The sequence below is a fragment of the Amycolatopsis sp. NPDC045836 genome (genome assembly GCF_056431745.1).
Genome location: NZ_JBWKKF010000024.1, coordinates 24,477 through 38,680, shown reverse-complemented (window position 1 = coordinate 38,680; position 14,204 = coordinate 24,477). Strand labels below are relative to the sequence as shown.

The window sequence follows — 14,204 nt, the reverse complement described above, 5'->3', positions numbered from 1 at the left end:
CTTCCTCACACCCGCTCGATGATGGTCGCGACACCCATGCCGCCGCCGATGCACAGGGTGACCAGCGCGCGGCGGGCCTGACGGCGCTCCAGCTCGTCCACCACGGTGCCGACCAGCATCGCGCCGGTGGCGCCGAGCGGGTGGCCCATGGCGATGGCACCGCCGTTGACGTTGACCTTCTCCTCCGGCAGGTTCAGGTCCTTCATCCACTTCAGCACCACCGAGGCGAACGCCTCGTTCAGCTCGAACAGGTCGATGTCGTCGACCGTGAGCCCGGCGGTGGCCAGCACCTTCTTGGTGGCCGGGGTGGGCCCGGTCAGCATGATGGTCGGCTCGGAACCGATCGAGGCGGTGGCGACGATGCGCGCCCGCGGGGTCAGGCCGTACTGCTTGCCGATCTCCTCACCGCCGACCAGCACGATCGCGGCGCCGTCGACGATGCCCGACGAGTTGCCGCCGGTGTGCACGTGGTCGATCTTCTCCACCGAGTGGTACTTCTGCAGCGCCACCGCGTCGAAGCCACCCATGTCACCGATGCCGGCGAAGGCGGGCTTCAGCTTGGCCAGGCCCTCCAGCGAGGTGCCGGGGCGGCGGTGCTCGTCGTGGTCGAGGATGGTCACCCCGTTGATGTCCTTGACCGGCACGACCGACTTCGCGAAGTAGCCGCCGGACCAGGCCGCCTCGGCCTTCTCCTGGGAGCGCACGGCGAAGGCGTCGACGTCCTCGCGGGAGAAGCCCTCCATGGTGGCGATCAGGTCGGCACCGATGCCCTGCGGCACGATGTAGTTGTCGTACGCGGTGGCCGGGTCCATGAACAGCGCACCGCCGTCCGAACCCATCGGTACCCGCGACATCGACTCCACGCCGCCGCCGATCACCAGGCGGTCCCAGCCGGACCGGACCTTCTGCGCGGCGATGTTGGTGGCTTCCAGGCCGGAGGCGCAGAAGCGGTTCAGCTGCACACCGGCCACCGTCTCGGGCAGCCCCGCCACCAGCGCCGCGGTGCGCGCGATGTCCCCGCCCTGCTCACCGACCGGGGAGACCACCCCGAGCACGATGTCGTCGATCACCGCGGGGTCCAGGTTCGGGTGGCGCACCTTCAGCTCGTCGATCAGGCCGACCACCAGGTCGACCGGCTTGGTGCCGTGGAGCGCACCGCCCTTGTTCTTGCCGCGAGGCGTGCGGAGCGCCTCGTAGATGTACGCCTCACTGCTCACAACAGGTTTCCTCCGAGTACTGGGATACGTACTGGTCAGTAGCGCTAATACAGACTAACTTATCCCCGACAAACCCCAGGCTGTCAATGGGTTGCGAGGCATTAGACAGTCGCTAGAGTGTGTTCACCTATGGAACCTACGCCCGCCCGTGGCAAGCGGCCACGCGATCGCAAGAACCAGCTCGCCGGAGTGGCCGCCGAGCTGTTCCGGGCGCGCGGTTACCACGGCGTGGGCATCAACGACATCGCCGCCGCGGCCGGGGTGACCGGGCCCGCGCTGTACCGGCACTTCGCGGACAAGCAGGCGATCCTGGCGCACGTGGTGCTCTCCGGCATCGACGACATGGAGGCCGCGACCGCCCAGGCGGTTTCGGACCGCGCGGTGCCGGGGCCCGCGCAGATCGAGGCGTTGCTCACCTGCCTGGCCGGGCAGGCGGTGGAACGCCGGGAGATCGCCGCGCTCTGGCGCTGGGAGGGCAAGCACCTGCCGCGGGAGGACCGCCGGGAGATCCGGCGGCGGTCCAGCGAGGTGCTCGCGTCGTGGGCCAAGTCACTGCAGCTGGTGCGCCCGGACCTCTCCCCGGAGGACGCGGAACTGCTCTGCTGGGCCGGGCTGAGCGTGTTCGGCAGCGTCTCCGTGCACCACACGAGCGTCGCGAAGCGCCGGTTCGCGCAGCTGCTGGTCGAACTCGCCGGGCGCGCCCTGCACACCGAACTGCCGCCGGCGCCGGAGGTCGTGGCCGCGCCCGTGCCACCGGGGCTCGGGCAGCGGTCCCGTCGTGAGCAGCTGCTCTCGGCCGCGACGGAACTGTTCTCGCAGCGCGGTTTCCACGCCGTGAGCATGGAGGAGATCGGCGCCGCGGCCGGGATCACCGGCCCGAGCGTCTACCGGCACTTCTCCAGCAAGTCGGCGCTGGTGGTGGCGATCTGCCGCCGCGCGGCGGACCGCCTGGCCCTCGGCGCCGAGCACGCGTTGCGCACCAGTGCCCCGCCGGACGAGCGCGAGGCGCTGCGGCGGCTCGCGGAGTCCTACGTGCGCACGCTGACCGGTTCCGCCGAACTGACCGTCGCCTTCGCCGGGGACCCGCTGAACCTGCCCGAGCAGGACCAGGCCGAACTGCTCCGGGTGCAGCGGGACTACGTGGCGCAGTGGGTGCAGCTGCTGTCGGCGGTGCACCCGTCGCTGAACGCGCGGGAAGCGAAGATCACCGTGCACGCCGCGCTGACCATCGCGAACGACCTCGCCCGCACGCGCCGGGTGAACTCCCGGCCGAATCTCGCCGCGGAACTGCACAGCCTGGTGGTTTCGGTGCTCGACGTCCGCTGATCGGGGCGATGACGCCGCGTGTCCAGCAGCCGCGGTTTCCTGTGGGACTCATCACCTTCGAACGAGTTCGCCCGGCCGAAGTGCGCAGAAAGCTACAGAGCCCGCCGGAATGACCCCCGGCACTGGCGTTCGCCACCCCGTCGAGTTAACCTACTGGCGAGTAGGTAAGCGATGACGGGAGGGCGGCCATGGGCACGCCGGGGAAGAAGCGCGACGCCATGGGCTTGGGCCTCGCCGCGCTGACCAAGCTCGCGGGGGTCAAGGCGATCGACCGGGCCGGGCTGCGCAAGCCGATCGAGTCGCTGGTCTCGTCGGCGACCCGCAGCGGGTTCAAGGCGGCCGGTGCCGCCGGGCGCTCGTTCAAGGCGGTCCAGCGGCGGGACGCACCCGAGCGGCTGGCTTCGGCACCGGACAGCGGGCTGTTCGACCTGACCCCGTCCGAAGAGCAGCAGATGATCGTGGAGACCGTCCGCGAGTTCGCCGCCGAGCAGCTGCGCCCGGCCGCCGCCGAAGCCGACGCGAAGCTGACCACGCCGGACGGGCTGCTCACGCGGGCCGCCGAACTGGGCGTGACCCTGGTGGGCATCCCCGAGGAGCTCGGTGGCGTGGGCACCGAGCGTTCGGTGGTGACCGGCGCGCTGGTCGCCGAGGCGCTCGCGCACGGTGACCTGGGGCTGGCGGTCGCGGTGCTGGCGCCGTCGGCGGTGAGCACCGCCCTGGTTTCCTGGGGTGACGCCGAGCAGCAGGCCACCTACCTCCCGGCGTTCGTCGGGGAGAACGTGCCCGCCGCCGCGCTGGCGCTGCAGGAGCGGGCGCCGCTGTTCGACCCGTTCAGGCCGAGCACCAAGGCCAGGCGGACGCCGCACGGCTACCGGCTGGACGGGGTGAAGTCGCTGGTCCCGCGGGCCGCGCAGGCCGAGTTGTTCGTGGTGTCGGCGGATCTGGAGGGGCGCGGGCCGGCGCTGTTCATCGTCGAGTCGTCGAACGCGGGTGTGAGCATCGAGGGTGAGCCCGCGATGGGCCTGCGTGGCGCGGCCACCGGGAAGCTGCACCTCGAAGGGGTTTCGCTGCCCGCGTCGGCGCTGCTCGGGGGCGGCAAGCCGGAGGTGTTCGCCGAGCTGGTGCGGCTTTCGCGGCTGGGCTGGGCGGCGCTCGCGGCGGGCACCGCGAAGGCCGTGCTGGACTACGTGATCCCGTACGTCAACGAGCGGCAGGCGTTCGGGGAACCGGTCAGCCACCGGCAGGGCGTGGCGTTCCAGGTCGCCGACATCGGCATCGAGCTGGAGGGCCTGCGCCTGGTCACGCTGCGCGCGGCGGCGCGGGCCGAACAGGGCAAGCCGTACGCCCGCGAGGTCGCGCTGGCCAGGCGGCTGGCGGCGGACAAGGGCATGAAGATCGGCAGCGCCGGGGTGCAGCTGCTCGGCGGGCACGGCTTCGTCAAGGAGCACCCGGTCGAGCGCTGGTACCGCGACCTGCGGGCGGCCGGTGTCCTCGAAGGCTCGGTCCTTCTCTGAATTCCTTGGGCGGAAAGGGTTCCATCATGATCAATCTCGAGGTTCCGGCCAAGGCGCGGGCGCTGGTCAACCAGGCGTACCAGGCGGCGGCGGAGGTCTTCCGGCCCATCTCGCGGAAGTACGACCGCGCCGAGCACGCCTATCCGTCCGAACTGGACATGTTCGCGGCGCTGCTGGACGGGCTGAACTCCTCCGGTGAGGGCGGCGCGGGCGCGGCGGGGGTGCGCCGCGACGAGAAGGCGGACAAGAAGGCGTCCGGCAACCGCAACGGCGCGAACCTGAACGTGGTGCTCGGCACGATCGAGATGTGCTGGGGCGACGTGGGCCTGCTGCTGTCGATGCCGCGGCAGGGGCTGGGCAACGCGGCCATCGCGTCGGTGGCGAACGAGGAGCAGCTGGCGCGGTTCGGCAAGCTCTGGGCGGCGATGGCGATCACCGAGCCGGACTGCGGCTCGGACTCGGCGGCGATCAACACCACCGCCCGCCTCGACGGCGACGAGTACGTGCTGAACGGCGAGAAGATCTTCGTCACCTCGGGCGAGCGGGCCGACGCCGTGGTGGTCTGGGCCACCCTGGACAAGTCCAAGGGGCGCGCGGCGATCAAGTCGTTCGTGGTGGAGAAGGGCACGCCGGGGTTCGAGGTGGTGCGCTTGGAGCACAAGCTCGGGATCCGCGCGTCGGACACCGCGGTGCTGCGCTTCGACAACTGCCGGGTGCCGAAGGAGAACCTGCTCGGCACCCCGGAGATCGACACCAAGAAGGGGTTCGCGGGGGTCATGCAGACCTTCGACAACACGCGCCCCCTGGTGGCCGCCATGGCGGTCGGTGTCGCACGGGCGGCGCTGGAGGAGACCGCCCGGATCCTGGCCGAAGCCGGCATCACCGTCGACTACGACAAGCCGGCGCACCACCAGCACGCCGCCGCGGCGACGTACCTGGAGCTGGAGTCGGACTTCGAGTCGGCGTACCTGCTGACCCTGGAGTCGGCGTGGATGGCGGACAACCGGAAGCCGAACTCGCTGCAGGCGTCCATGGCCAAGGCGAAGGCGGGGCGGTCGGTCGTCGACATCACGCTGCGCTGCGTGGAGCTGGCGGGGGCGCTGGGGTACACCGAGGAGTCCCTGCTGGAGAAGTGGAGCCGGGACGCGAAGATCCTGGACATCTTCGAAGGTACCCAGCAAATCCAGCAGTTGATCGTGGCCCGGCGGTTGCTGGGGAAGTCGTCGGCCGAATTGAAGTGAGCTCGCGGGGTCGGCCCGGCTGTTGCGGCCGGGCCGAGTTCCTGCGTCAAGCGGCCTGAGGTGGGGGCTCGCTCGGCGCCGGGGAGAGCTGGTTGGCACGCCATTCCTGGTCCTCCGCACGGACGATGCGTTCCGCTTCCGCCCAGTTCCGCACGCGATTCGGCGGCGGATCCAATCCCGCATTGGTCGGGTTCGAGTAAGTGATCACCGTCTTTGTCGAGCCGCTGCAACTCCCTGAGGTTGTCCGGGCTGTCATCGATGTACACATCGGCGTTGACGTGCCCCTTCTCCTTCATGAAGCATGAGGTCCCAACAGGGAATGGCGTGCTTGTCCAGCCAGCCGGCGGTCTGGACCACGGCGGCCCGGTGGAAGTACCTGGTGAACAACCGATGGGTGATGATCCGGATCCGGACTCATTCGTTGCTCAACCTGCGCAATGACTGCACGCACCCGGGGATGGGCGACAGCTGGGTGACCCCGTACCGGTGCACGCGCTCGTACTCCTCGTTGCTCACCCCCCATTCCTTCAGTCCGCAGGTCACGTCCTCACTCAACGAATCCGCGTCCACCCCGCGCCAATGCGCGACGATCTCGCGCATCTTCCCGTAGAAGCCGCGCACACACCGTCCAGGTCCACGCCGAGGACGAAATCCTTCTCCAGATCAGCCATGGCCAACTCCTTCCACACGGTGGCCTGCCGTACGCCGAGGTCGCCTGGGTGCCGACCCCGTTACGCCGGTCGGAGCACTCCGGTCGTTCTGTGACTCGGCTGTCGCCGGGGCTTGAGGGAGGCCACCCGGTTCGGTGGCGTTTCGTCGCGAGACCGGGTGGTGTCCACCCATCGGGGCCCGGGGATCGCGCAGGGTCGAGGGCAAACCCCTCGAAAGGAACCCGAATGCGCACCCGCACCGCCATCATGGCCCTGACCAGCGCCCTCGCCCTGTGCTGCACGGCACCCGCCATCGCCTCCGCGGCCGAGGGCGAGTTCACCTACCGCTACCTCGACGAGAACCGCGACCTCCAGGTCGGCACGCTGGTCAACCCGCCCAACGGCGAGTGCATCGAAATCCCGGACAGCCCCGACTGGGACGCCTTCGCCTTCCGCCCGCGCAACAACACCAATGCACGGGCGTTCGTCTTCAAGGACGACGACTGCGAAGGCGAGGAACACATCATGCTCCACCCCGGCGGCGGGGAGGGGTCCTACAAGCAAGCGATCCGCTCGGTGATGTTCAGTTGAACCGCCCGAACGGACCCGGGGTGCGCGCCGCCTTCCTGGCCCTGACCAGCGCCCTCGCCCTGTGCTTCGCGCCCGGCATCGCCTCCGCCGCCGACGGTGAGTTCACCTACCGCTACTTCGACGAGGACGGCCGGATCCGCGTCGGCTCGCTCATCGATCCGCCCAGTGGCCGGTGCATCGAGATCCCGGAGATCGCCGACTGGGACACCTCCGCCTTCAACCCGCGCAACGGCACCGATGCCCGCGCGGTGGTCTTCAAGGACGACGAGTGCCGGAGCGACCAGTACTTCTCCCTGCGCCCCCACGGCGGCCACGCCTCCGATCGGCTCCTGCTGCGTTCGGTGGTGTTCAGCTGAGCGATAACCTGGTTCGGTGACCGTGGACACCGCCACCATTCCCGAAGCCGTTCGCGCTGACGTCGAGGCGTTGTGGCGGTTCCTGCGGGTGGACGACGAGATCGCCCCGGTGGACGTGGCGATCGGGCTCGGCTGCCACGACCCGGGGGTGGCGGTGTACACGGCCGAGCTGTTCCTGCGCGGGGTCTGCCCGCTGATCGTGTTCACCGGCGCCAACGCCCCGACCACGATCGGGCGGTTCCCGCGCGGGGAGGCCGTGCACTTCCGCGAGATCGCGGTCGAGCACGGGGTGCCGGAGCAGTCGATCCTGGTCGAACCGGCGGCCAAGCACACCGCGGACAACATCGACTTCAGCCGCGAACTGCTGCGCGAGCGGGGTGTGCGGGTCGGCTCGGTGCTGCTCACCTGCCGCCCCTACCACCAGCGCCGCGCCCGCGCGACGGCCGCGAAGCGGTGGCCGGGGGTGGACATCCGCTGCTCCGCCGACCGGCGGCCGCTGCACGCCTACACCGCGGGCATCGGGGACGCGACGCTGGTCATCGACATGCTCGTCGGCGAAGCGCAGCGGCTGACGCGGTACGCCGAACTGGGCCACACGCTGGCGGAGCACGTACCCACCGAAATCACCGACGCGTACCAGCGGCTGGCGGCCGCGGGTTACACGTCGCGCCTGCTGCCCTGATCATCTCCAATCTCGGGTCGCAGTTGCTCCGCGTGGAATTCGTCGATGTAGTGCCAGGTGGTGCCCCTGGCCTTCCGGCCGGTCAGCACGCCGAGGTGACCACCCGGCGCGGTCTTGAACCGCACCTCCGGGGCGTTCTCCAGCAATCCCGTCAGCCGTTCGACGGCGGCGCGCGGGGCGATGGTGTCGGTCTCACCAGCCACGATCAGCGTCGGCACCTTCACCCGGGACAGCGAGATGATCCGCCCGTTGAGGTCCACGCTGCCCTCCGCCAGGTCGTTCGCCCGGAAGAAGCGGTGGTACAGCTGCCCGAACGTCCGCCCCGGGTAGGCGGCCATGTTGTCCATGAAGTGGTCGACCGCCTCGATCTGGGCCAGGTAGTCCCGGTCGTCCAGGTTCTTCAGGATCGCCAGCGGCTTGGTGATCTCCTTGTGCAGCCCGGTCGCCCGGAACACCCGGCTGACCAGGTACGACGGCGCCCCGCCGAGCGCGCGGTAGAACGGGGTGAGCAGGTGCCCGCCGGTCAGGTCGACCAGCGGGCGGAACGGCGCCACCAGCGGGATCGCGGTGAAGTCGAACGGTGAGGCCACCGTGACCACCGACTCGACCGGCAGCTCCGGCTGGTCCGCGGTGGTCAGCAGGGAGAAGATGCCGCCGAGGCACCAGGAGACCAGGTGCACGCCCTGCCCGCCGGAGTCCTCGCTCACCCGCCGGATCGCCCGCGGCAGCACCTCCTCGATCCAGTGCTCGATGCCGAGGCGGCGGTCGGAGAAGGCGACCGTGCCGTAGTCGACCAGGTAGGTCCGCTGCCCGCGGTCCACCAGGTGCTCGGCCAGGCTGCACCCGCGGCGCAGGTCGAAGCACAACGCGGGCGCGGCCAGCGGCGGCACCAGCAGCACCGGCGGCCCGTCCGGCGCCCGGCCACCCGAGGTCAGCCGGTACACCGAGCGGTTCGGGCCGTGGTCGATCAGCACCCTCGGCACCGGGCGCAGGTCGGCCACCCCGCCGTGCAGCACCTTGCCGAGCACGTTGGCGGTCGCGGCGGCCAGCCGGGCCGGCGGTGTGGCCATGGCACGAACTCCCCTGCTCAGACGGACTCCCTGAGCCCCAATCTACCCATCCGAGCCGACCGACGGAGCACTGTTCGCCGCCCGGGATTCGTATTCGGCCCTGGCGCCCGGATGCGCTCCCGCGAGCACCTTGTCGGCGCCGAGCGAACGCGAGACCCACTCCCCCGCCCGCCGCGGCAGCAGCCGGGTGAACCGGCCGACCACGTCCAGCGACTTCGGCACGAAGACGTCGAACCGGGGCCGCCGCAACGCCTCCGCGATGGCCGCCGCGACCTCGTCCGGGGACACCGACTTGATCATCCGCGCCTCCGGCAGGCCGCTGGCCAGTTCGGTCCGGACGATGGCCGGCATCACGCAGGACACCTCGACGCCGGTGCCCCGCAGTTCCAGGTGCACCGCCTCGGACAGGCCGACCACACCGTGCTTGGTCGCGCAGTAGGTGGCCGCGCCGGGGAACCCGGCCTTGCCCGCCATGGACGCGACGTTCACGATGTGCCCGCTGCCGCGCGGCCGCATGCGCCGGACCGCCTCGCGGGTGCCGTGGATGACCGCGTGCAGGTTGATCTCCAGCTGCCGCCGGGTGGCGGCGTCGTCCTCCTCGGCCAGCGGTGCCAGCGGCATGATGCCCGCGTTGTTGACCAGCACGTCGATCGGCCCGAGCCGCTGCTCGACCTCGTCGAGGAATTCGCTGAAGCCCTTCGTGTCGGTCACGTCCAGCGGGAGGGCGAGCGCGTCCAGCTCTCCGGCCGTCTTCTCGGCCCGGACCTGGTCCAGGTCACCGATGGCGACCCGGGCGCCGAGGCCGGTGAGCAGTTCGGCGGTTTTCGCGCCGATGCCCTGCGCACCGCCGGTGATCACCACGACCTTGCCCTGGAGGGAACGCGCTCGCTTGGCCATCTTCGTGCTCCTTCGCCGTTGAGAGAGCCTATTGGCGTTTCGCCAATCATTGCCCCGCGGCGCGGTCCCGTCCATCCCCCACTCGTTGCTCGAACACCTGCCCCGGCCAGCCGTGGTAGTCGAAGGTGACCGTCTTCCGGAAGCCCTGCCGCTCGTAGTAGCGCACCAGGCTGCCGTCACCACCGGCGTAGCAGTCGACGCGCACCAGGTCGATGCCGCGGCGGGCCGCCTCGTCCAGCGCGTACCGGATCAGCTCGGCCCCGACCCGGCGGCCGGTGAACTCCCGCGCGGTGAGCAGCAGGCCCAGGTAGATCTCGGGTTCGTCCACGGCGGGCACGTGCTCCGGCGGGCCGGGGTCGAGGATGATCGCACCGGCCGGTTCACCGTCGATCTCCGCCACCACCAGGTTGCCGCCGGACGCCATGCCGCGCACGCGCTCCACCCGCTTCGGCACCGCCGACCACGGTTCGGTGCCCCACTGCTGCGTGTTGCCCCGCGAGTTCATCCAGGCCACGGCGCCGTCGAACATCCGGAGCAGGGTTTCGGTGTCTTGCTCGCCCCCGGGGCGGAACTTCGGTTCGCTCACAAAGCGGTGAGCGTACGTGGCCCGTCCTCGGTCACCGCGACGGTCAGTTCGACGTGGGCCGCCCGGGAGCCGTCGGCGGTGCGCAGGGTCCACCCGTCGCGGTCGGTGCGGTACTCGTCGCGCCCGCCGGCGATCAGCATCGGCTCCAGCGCGAACACCAGGCCGGGACGCAGCCGCAGGCCCCGGCCGGGGCGGCCTTCGTTGGGCACGTGCGGGTCCTCGTGCATGGCGTGGCCGATGCCGTGGCCGCCGTGGTTCTCGAGCATGCCGTACCCGTCGCGGCGGCCGACCACGCCGATCGCGTGCGACACGTCGCCGAGCTTGTTGCCGGGGATCAGTTGCGCCACGCCCGCCATCAGGGCTTCCGTGGTCGCCTCGATGAGCCTGAGGTCGGCCGGATCGGCTTCGCCGACGACGAAGCTGATCGCGGCGTCGCCGTGGAGGCCGTCGATGCAGGCACCGCAGTCGATGCTGACCAGGTCACCGTCGGCGATGCGGTAGTCGTTGGGGATGCCGTGCACGACGGCGTCGTTCACGCTCGCGCAGAGCACGCCGGGGAACGGCGACGGGGCGCCGCGGGGGCGGTAGTGCAGGAAGTTGGGCTTGGCGCCGTTGTCCCGGATGACCTGGGCGGCGACGTCGTCCAGCTCACGCAGGCTCACCCCGATCGCCGCGTGCTCGCGCACGGCCTCCAGCGCACGGGCGACCACGCGCCCGGCTTCACGCATGACGTCCACTTCACCCGGCGTCTTGATCTCAACCATGACGATAACTATACCGGTATAACTATCCCGGGTCGAGCTGCGGGGTCAGCACCTCGGCTCAGCGGAATCGGAGCCGGGTACGACGGCGTCCGGGTCACCTCCGCGCTCGGCCCTGCCTCCGGCCAGTCCGCCGGGCAGCCGGGGCCCCGAGCAACCAGCTCGGGGCCCCGGCTGCCTCAGCGGAGGCCGAGTTCCCTGGCGATGAGCATGCGCTGCACCTCGCTGGTGCCCTCACCGATCTCCAGGATCTTCGCGTCGCGGTAGAAGCGGCCCACGGGGAATTCGTTCATGAAGCCGTAACCGCCGAAGATCTGGGTGGCGTCCCGCGAGTTGTCCATCGCGGCGTTCGAGGAGACCAGCTTCGCGATCGCGGCCTCCTTCTTGAACGGCTCGCCGCGCAGCATCTTCGAGGCCGCCGCGTAGTAGGCCAGGCGGGCGGTGTGCGCCCGCATCTCCATGTCCGCGATCTTGAACTGGATCGCCTGGTACGTCCCGATCTTGTGCCCGAACGCCTCGCGCTCGCCGACGTAGCGCAGGCATTCGTCCACGCACCCCTGCGCCAGGCCGACGCTCAGCGCGGCGATCGCCACCCGGCCCTCGTCCAGAATGGACAGGAACTGCGCGTACCCGCGACCACGCGAGCCGAGCAGGTTCTCCTCCGGGACCCGGCAGTCGTCGAACGACAGTTCGTGCGTGTCCGAGGCGTTCCAGCCGACCTTCGAGTACTTCGGTGCCACGGTGAACCCCGGTGTGCCCGAGGGCACCAGGATGGCCGAGATCTCCTTGCGGCCGCCCTCCTTCTCGCCGGTCACCGCGGTCACCGTGACCACACGCGTGATGTCGGTGCCCGAGTTGGTGATGAACGACTTGCTGCCGTTCAGCACCCACTGTCCGCCGTCCAGTTTCGCGGTGGTGCGGGTGGCACCGGCGTCCGAACCGCCGCCCGGTTCGGTCAGGCCGAACGCACCCAGCGCCTCACCCGCGCACAGCGACGGCAGCCAGCGCTGCTTCTGCTCGTCGTTGCCGAACCGGTAGATCGGCATGGCGCCGAGGGACACCCCGGCCTCCAGGGTGATCGCCACCGAGGAGTCGACCCGCGCCAGTTCCTCCAGCGCCAGGCACAGGGCGAAGTAGTCGCCGCCCATGCCGCCGTACTCCTCCGGGAACGGCAGGCCGAACAGGCCCATCCGCCCCATCTTCGCGATCAGCTCGTACGGGAACTCCTCCCGTTCGTAGTACCCGCCGATCACCGGGGCCACTTCGGTGCGCGCGAAGTCCTCGACGGTCTTGCGCAGCGCCTCGTACTCCTCGTCGAGCCGGAAATCGATCATGTCGCGTCCTCCTGCGGGGTCACCACGGCAAGCGCTTCGTCCAGGGCGACCTGTTGGCCCGCCCGCACGTGCAGTTCCTCGACCACGCCGTCGATCGGCGCGGTGATCGTGTGTTCCATCTTCATCGCCTCGACCACCAGCAGCGGGGTGCCCGCGGTGACCACGTCCCCGCGGGCCACCTTCACCACCAGCACGGTGCCGGGCATCGGGCTGGTCACCGGACCCGCCTCGGCTGCCTCCCCGTGCGCCAGCTGCACGATCGGGCGCTCCCCGATCAGCACCGCGTGGCCGTCCCTGGCCAGCCACAGGCCGTTGGGCACCGAAGCCGTCTCGTAGCGGTGGAACTCGCCTCGGTACCGGAGTTCGAGCTGACCACCGCGCCGGGCGGCGGACACCGCGACCGGTTCGCCGTCGTCCACGCTCACCGTGGCCCGCGAAGGCGAGCCCTCGACGCGCACCAGCGCCTCGGCCTCGCCGGACCGCAGGCGGAAGCTCACCCCGCCGCCCCCGCCGATGCGCCAGCCGGTCGGCACCGCCCACGGGTCCACAACGGGCTCGGTGGGCCAGAGCCCGAGCAGCCGGTCCATGGCCGCGGCGACGAAGAATTCGGCGGGCACCTCGGCCGAGGTCAGCTCGGACAGCCCGCGTTCGACCAGGCCGGTGTCCAACCGCCCCGCCCGCACGTCCTCGTCCGCGAGCAACGCCCGCAGGAAGCGCACGTTCGTGCCGACGCCGAGCACCGCGGTGTTCGCCAGCGCCAGGTCCAGCCGGTGCAACGCGGCGGCGCGGTCCGGGCCCCAGGCGATCACCTTCGCCAGCATCGGGTCGTAGTTGGACCCGACCTCGGTGCCTTCACGCACCCCGGAATCCACGCGGACCCCGTCGTCGGCGGGCTCCACCACCCGCAGCACGGTGCCGCCGGTGGGGATGAAACCGCGAGCCGGGTCCTCGGCGTACACCCGGGCCTCCACCGCGTGCCCGTGCAGGCGGACGTCGGCCTGCCGCACGCCCAGCGGTTCCCCGGCGGCCACCCGCACCTGCCACTCCACCAGGTCCAGCCCGGTGACCTGCTCGGTGACCGGGTGCTCGACCTGCAGCCGGGTGTTCATCTCCATGAAGAAGAACTCCTCGGCGTTCTTCGCCGAAACGATGAACTCGACCGTGCCCGCACCCGAGTAACCGACCGCACGCGCGGCCTCGACGGCCGAAGCCCCCATCCGCTCCCTGGTCGCCTCGTCCAGCAGCACCGACGGCGCCTCTTCGATGATCTTCTGGTGCCGCCGCTGCAGGCTGCATTCGCGTTCGCCGAGGTGGACCACGTTGCCGTGGCCGTCGGCGAGCACCTGGATCTCGATGTGCCGCGGGGTGGTGACGAAGCGTTCCAGCAGCAGCGTGTCGTCGCCGAAGGACGCCTTGGCCTCGCGGCGCGCCGACTCCACCGCGGCGTCCAGCTCGGCCGGGTCCTCGACCAGCCGCATGCCCTTCCCGCCGCCCCCGGCGGACGGCTTGAGCAGCAGCGGGTACCCGACCTCCTCGGCAGCCGCGGCGAACCCACCTCCGGGAATGTCCAGATCGGACGCCCCGGGCACCACCGGCACCCCCGCCGCCGAGACCGTGCGCTTGGCCTGGATCTTGTCGCCCATCGCCTCGATCGCGCCGACCGGCGGGCCGATGAACACCAGCCCGGCTTCGGCGCAGGCGGTGGCGAACGCGGCGTTCTCGGCGAGGAAGCCGTACCCCGGGTGCACGGCCTGCGCCCCGGTTTCCTTCGCCGCCCCGACGATCGCCGGGATGGACAGGTAGCTGCGGGTCGCTTCGGCGGGGCCGATCCGCACCGCGACGTCGGCTTCGAGCACGTGCCGCGCATCGGCGTCGGCGTCGCTGTAGACGGCGACGGACCGGATGCCCATGCGGCGCAGCGTGCCGATCACCCGGACGGCGATCTCCCCGCGGTTGGCCACCAGAACCGTGTCGAACAA

The 14,204-nt window shown here is 70.7% G+C and carries 14 protein-coding genes; 6 read left to right on the top strand and 8 right to left on the bottom strand.

What is annotated here, in order from left to right; genetic code table 11:
• Positions 1–5: 5 nt before the first annotated feature.
• Positions 6–1,217, bottom strand: a complete 1,212-nt coding sequence (locus AC07EG_RS33455; protein ID WP_478257242.1) for an acetyl-CoA C-acetyltransferase — start codon at positions 1,215–1,217, stop codon at positions 6–8.
• 129 nt (positions 1,218–1,346) lie between these two features.
• On the opposite strand from AC07EG_RS33455, the gene AC07EG_RS33450 reads away from it, so the two are divergent.
• The 3 genes from AC07EG_RS33450 to AC07EG_RS33440 all read left to right on the top strand — a co-directional run bounded on the left by AC07EG_RS33450 (position 1,347) and on the right by AC07EG_RS33440 (position 5,298).
• Positions 1,347–2,543 carry a TetR/AcrR family transcriptional regulator gene (locus tag AC07EG_RS33450; protein ID WP_478257241.1) on the top strand — a complete coding sequence of 399 codons (1,197 nt, stop codon included), beginning with the start codon at positions 1,347–1,349 and terminating at the stop codon, positions 2,541–2,543.
• Positions 2,544–2,761: 218 nt separating this feature from the next.
• Positions 2,762–4,057, top strand: a complete 1,296-nt coding sequence (locus AC07EG_RS33445) for an acyl-CoA dehydrogenase family protein (protein WP_478257298.1) — start codon at positions 2,762–2,764, stop codon at positions 4,055–4,057.
• Between the two features lie 26 nt (positions 4,058–4,083).
• Positions 4,084–5,298 carry an acyl-CoA dehydrogenase family protein gene (locus AC07EG_RS33440; protein WP_478257240.1) on the top strand — a complete coding sequence of 405 codons (1,215 nt, stop codon included), beginning with the start codon at positions 4,084–4,086 and terminating at the stop codon, positions 5,296–5,298.
• 414 nt (positions 5,299–5,712) lie between these two features.
• Here AC07EG_RS33440 and AC07EG_RS33435 read toward each other — a convergent pair whose 3' ends face one another.
• On the bottom strand, positions 5,713–5,919 hold the full coding sequence (locus AC07EG_RS33435) for a 5' nucleotidase, NT5C type (protein ID WP_478257239.1): 207 nt from the start codon (positions 5,917–5,919) through the stop codon (positions 5,713–5,715).
• Positions 5,920–6,194: 275 nt separating this feature from the next.
• Between AC07EG_RS33435 and AC07EG_RS33430 the strand changes: the two genes are divergently transcribed.
• From AC07EG_RS33430 to AC07EG_RS33420, 3 genes are read left to right on the top strand one after another with little or no spacing between them, the layout of a single operon-like run.
• On the top strand, positions 6,195–6,539 hold the full coding sequence (locus AC07EG_RS33430; protein ID WP_478257238.1) for a hypothetical protein: 345 nt from the start codon (positions 6,195–6,197) through the stop codon (positions 6,537–6,539).
• The gene (locus AC07EG_RS33425; RefSeq protein ID WP_478257237.1) at positions 6,536–6,895 is read left to right on the top strand and encodes a hypothetical protein; all 360 of its coding nucleotides are present in this window, start codon (positions 6,536–6,538) and stop codon (positions 6,893–6,895) included. Before AC07EG_RS33430 ends, AC07EG_RS33425 begins: the two co-directional genes overlap by 4 nt.
• Before the next feature lie 16 nt (positions 6,896–6,911).
• Positions 6,912–7,577, top strand: coding sequence for a YdcF family protein (locus AC07EG_RS33420; RefSeq protein ID WP_478257236.1), 666 nt, complete (start codon positions 6,912–6,914; stop codon positions 7,575–7,577).
• Here the strand turns inward: AC07EG_RS33420 and AC07EG_RS33415 are convergent.
• The 6 genes from AC07EG_RS33415 to AC07EG_RS33390 form a co-directional block, all read right to left on the bottom strand.
• On the bottom strand, positions 7,553–8,647 hold the full coding sequence (locus tag AC07EG_RS33415; protein ID WP_478257235.1) for an alpha/beta fold hydrolase: 1,095 nt from the start codon (positions 8,645–8,647) through the stop codon (positions 7,553–7,555). The two genes, AC07EG_RS33420 and AC07EG_RS33415, sit on opposite strands and share 25 nt — an antisense overlap.
• Before the next feature lie 42 nt (positions 8,648–8,689).
• Positions 8,690–9,544, bottom strand: coding sequence for an SDR family oxidoreductase (locus tag AC07EG_RS33410; RefSeq protein WP_478257234.1), 855 nt, complete (start codon positions 9,542–9,544; stop codon positions 8,690–8,692).
• Positions 9,545–9,590: 46 nt separating this feature from the next.
• Positions 9,591–10,130 (bottom strand): GNAT family N-acetyltransferase, encoded by a 540-nt coding sequence (locus AC07EG_RS33405; protein WP_478257233.1) that lies wholly within the window; start codon positions 10,128–10,130, stop codon positions 9,591–9,593.
• A complete protein-coding gene (map, locus tag AC07EG_RS33400; protein ID WP_478257232.1) occupies positions 10,127–10,894 on the bottom strand; it encodes a type I methionyl aminopeptidase in 768 nt (255 codons plus the stop codon). The genes AC07EG_RS33405 and map overlap by 4 nt, the downstream gene beginning before the upstream one ends.
• 176 nt (positions 10,895–11,070) lie before the next feature.
• Positions 11,071–12,225, bottom strand: a complete 1,155-nt coding sequence (locus AC07EG_RS33395; protein ID WP_478257231.1) for an acyl-CoA dehydrogenase family protein — start codon at positions 12,223–12,225, stop codon at positions 11,071–11,073.
• On the bottom strand, positions 12,222–14,204 hold the full coding sequence (locus tag AC07EG_RS33390; RefSeq protein WP_478257230.1) for an acetyl/propionyl/methylcrotonyl-CoA carboxylase subunit alpha: 1,983 nt from the start codon (positions 14,202–14,204) through the stop codon (positions 12,222–12,224). The genes AC07EG_RS33395 and AC07EG_RS33390 overlap by 4 nt, the downstream gene beginning before the upstream one ends.

Bases quoted from the DNA above. Each gene is read 5' to 3' on its own strand.
- AC07EG_RS33450 (WP_478257241.1), top strand. From the start codon at position 1,347: ATGGAACCTACGCCCGCCCGTGGCAAGCGGCCACGCGATCGCAAGAAC.
- AC07EG_RS33445 (WP_478257298.1), top strand. From the start codon at position 2,762: ATGGGCTTGGGCCTCGCCGCGCTGACCAAGCTCGCGGGGGTCAAGGCG.
- AC07EG_RS33440 (WP_478257240.1), top strand. From the start codon at position 4,084: ATGATCAATCTCGAGGTTCCGGCCAAGGCGCGGGCGCTGGTCAACCAG.
- AC07EG_RS33430 (WP_478257238.1), top strand. From the start codon at position 6,195: ATGCGCACCCGCACCGCCATCATGGCCCTGACCAGCGCCCTCGCCCTG.
- AC07EG_RS33415 (WP_478257235.1), bottom strand. From the start codon at position 8,647: ATGGCCACACCGCCGGCCCGGCTGGCCGCCGCGACCGCCAACGTGCTC.
- AC07EG_RS33410 (WP_478257234.1), bottom strand. From the start codon at position 9,544: ATGGCCAAGCGAGCGCGTTCCCTCCAGGGCAAGGTCGTGGTGATCACC.
- map (WP_478257232.1), bottom strand. From the start codon at position 10,894: ATGGTTGAGATCAAGACGCCGGGTGAAGTGGACGTCATGCGTGAAGCC.
- AC07EG_RS33395 (WP_478257231.1), bottom strand. From the start codon at position 12,225: ATGATCGATTTCCGGCTCGACGAGGAGTACGAGGCGCTGCGCAAGACC.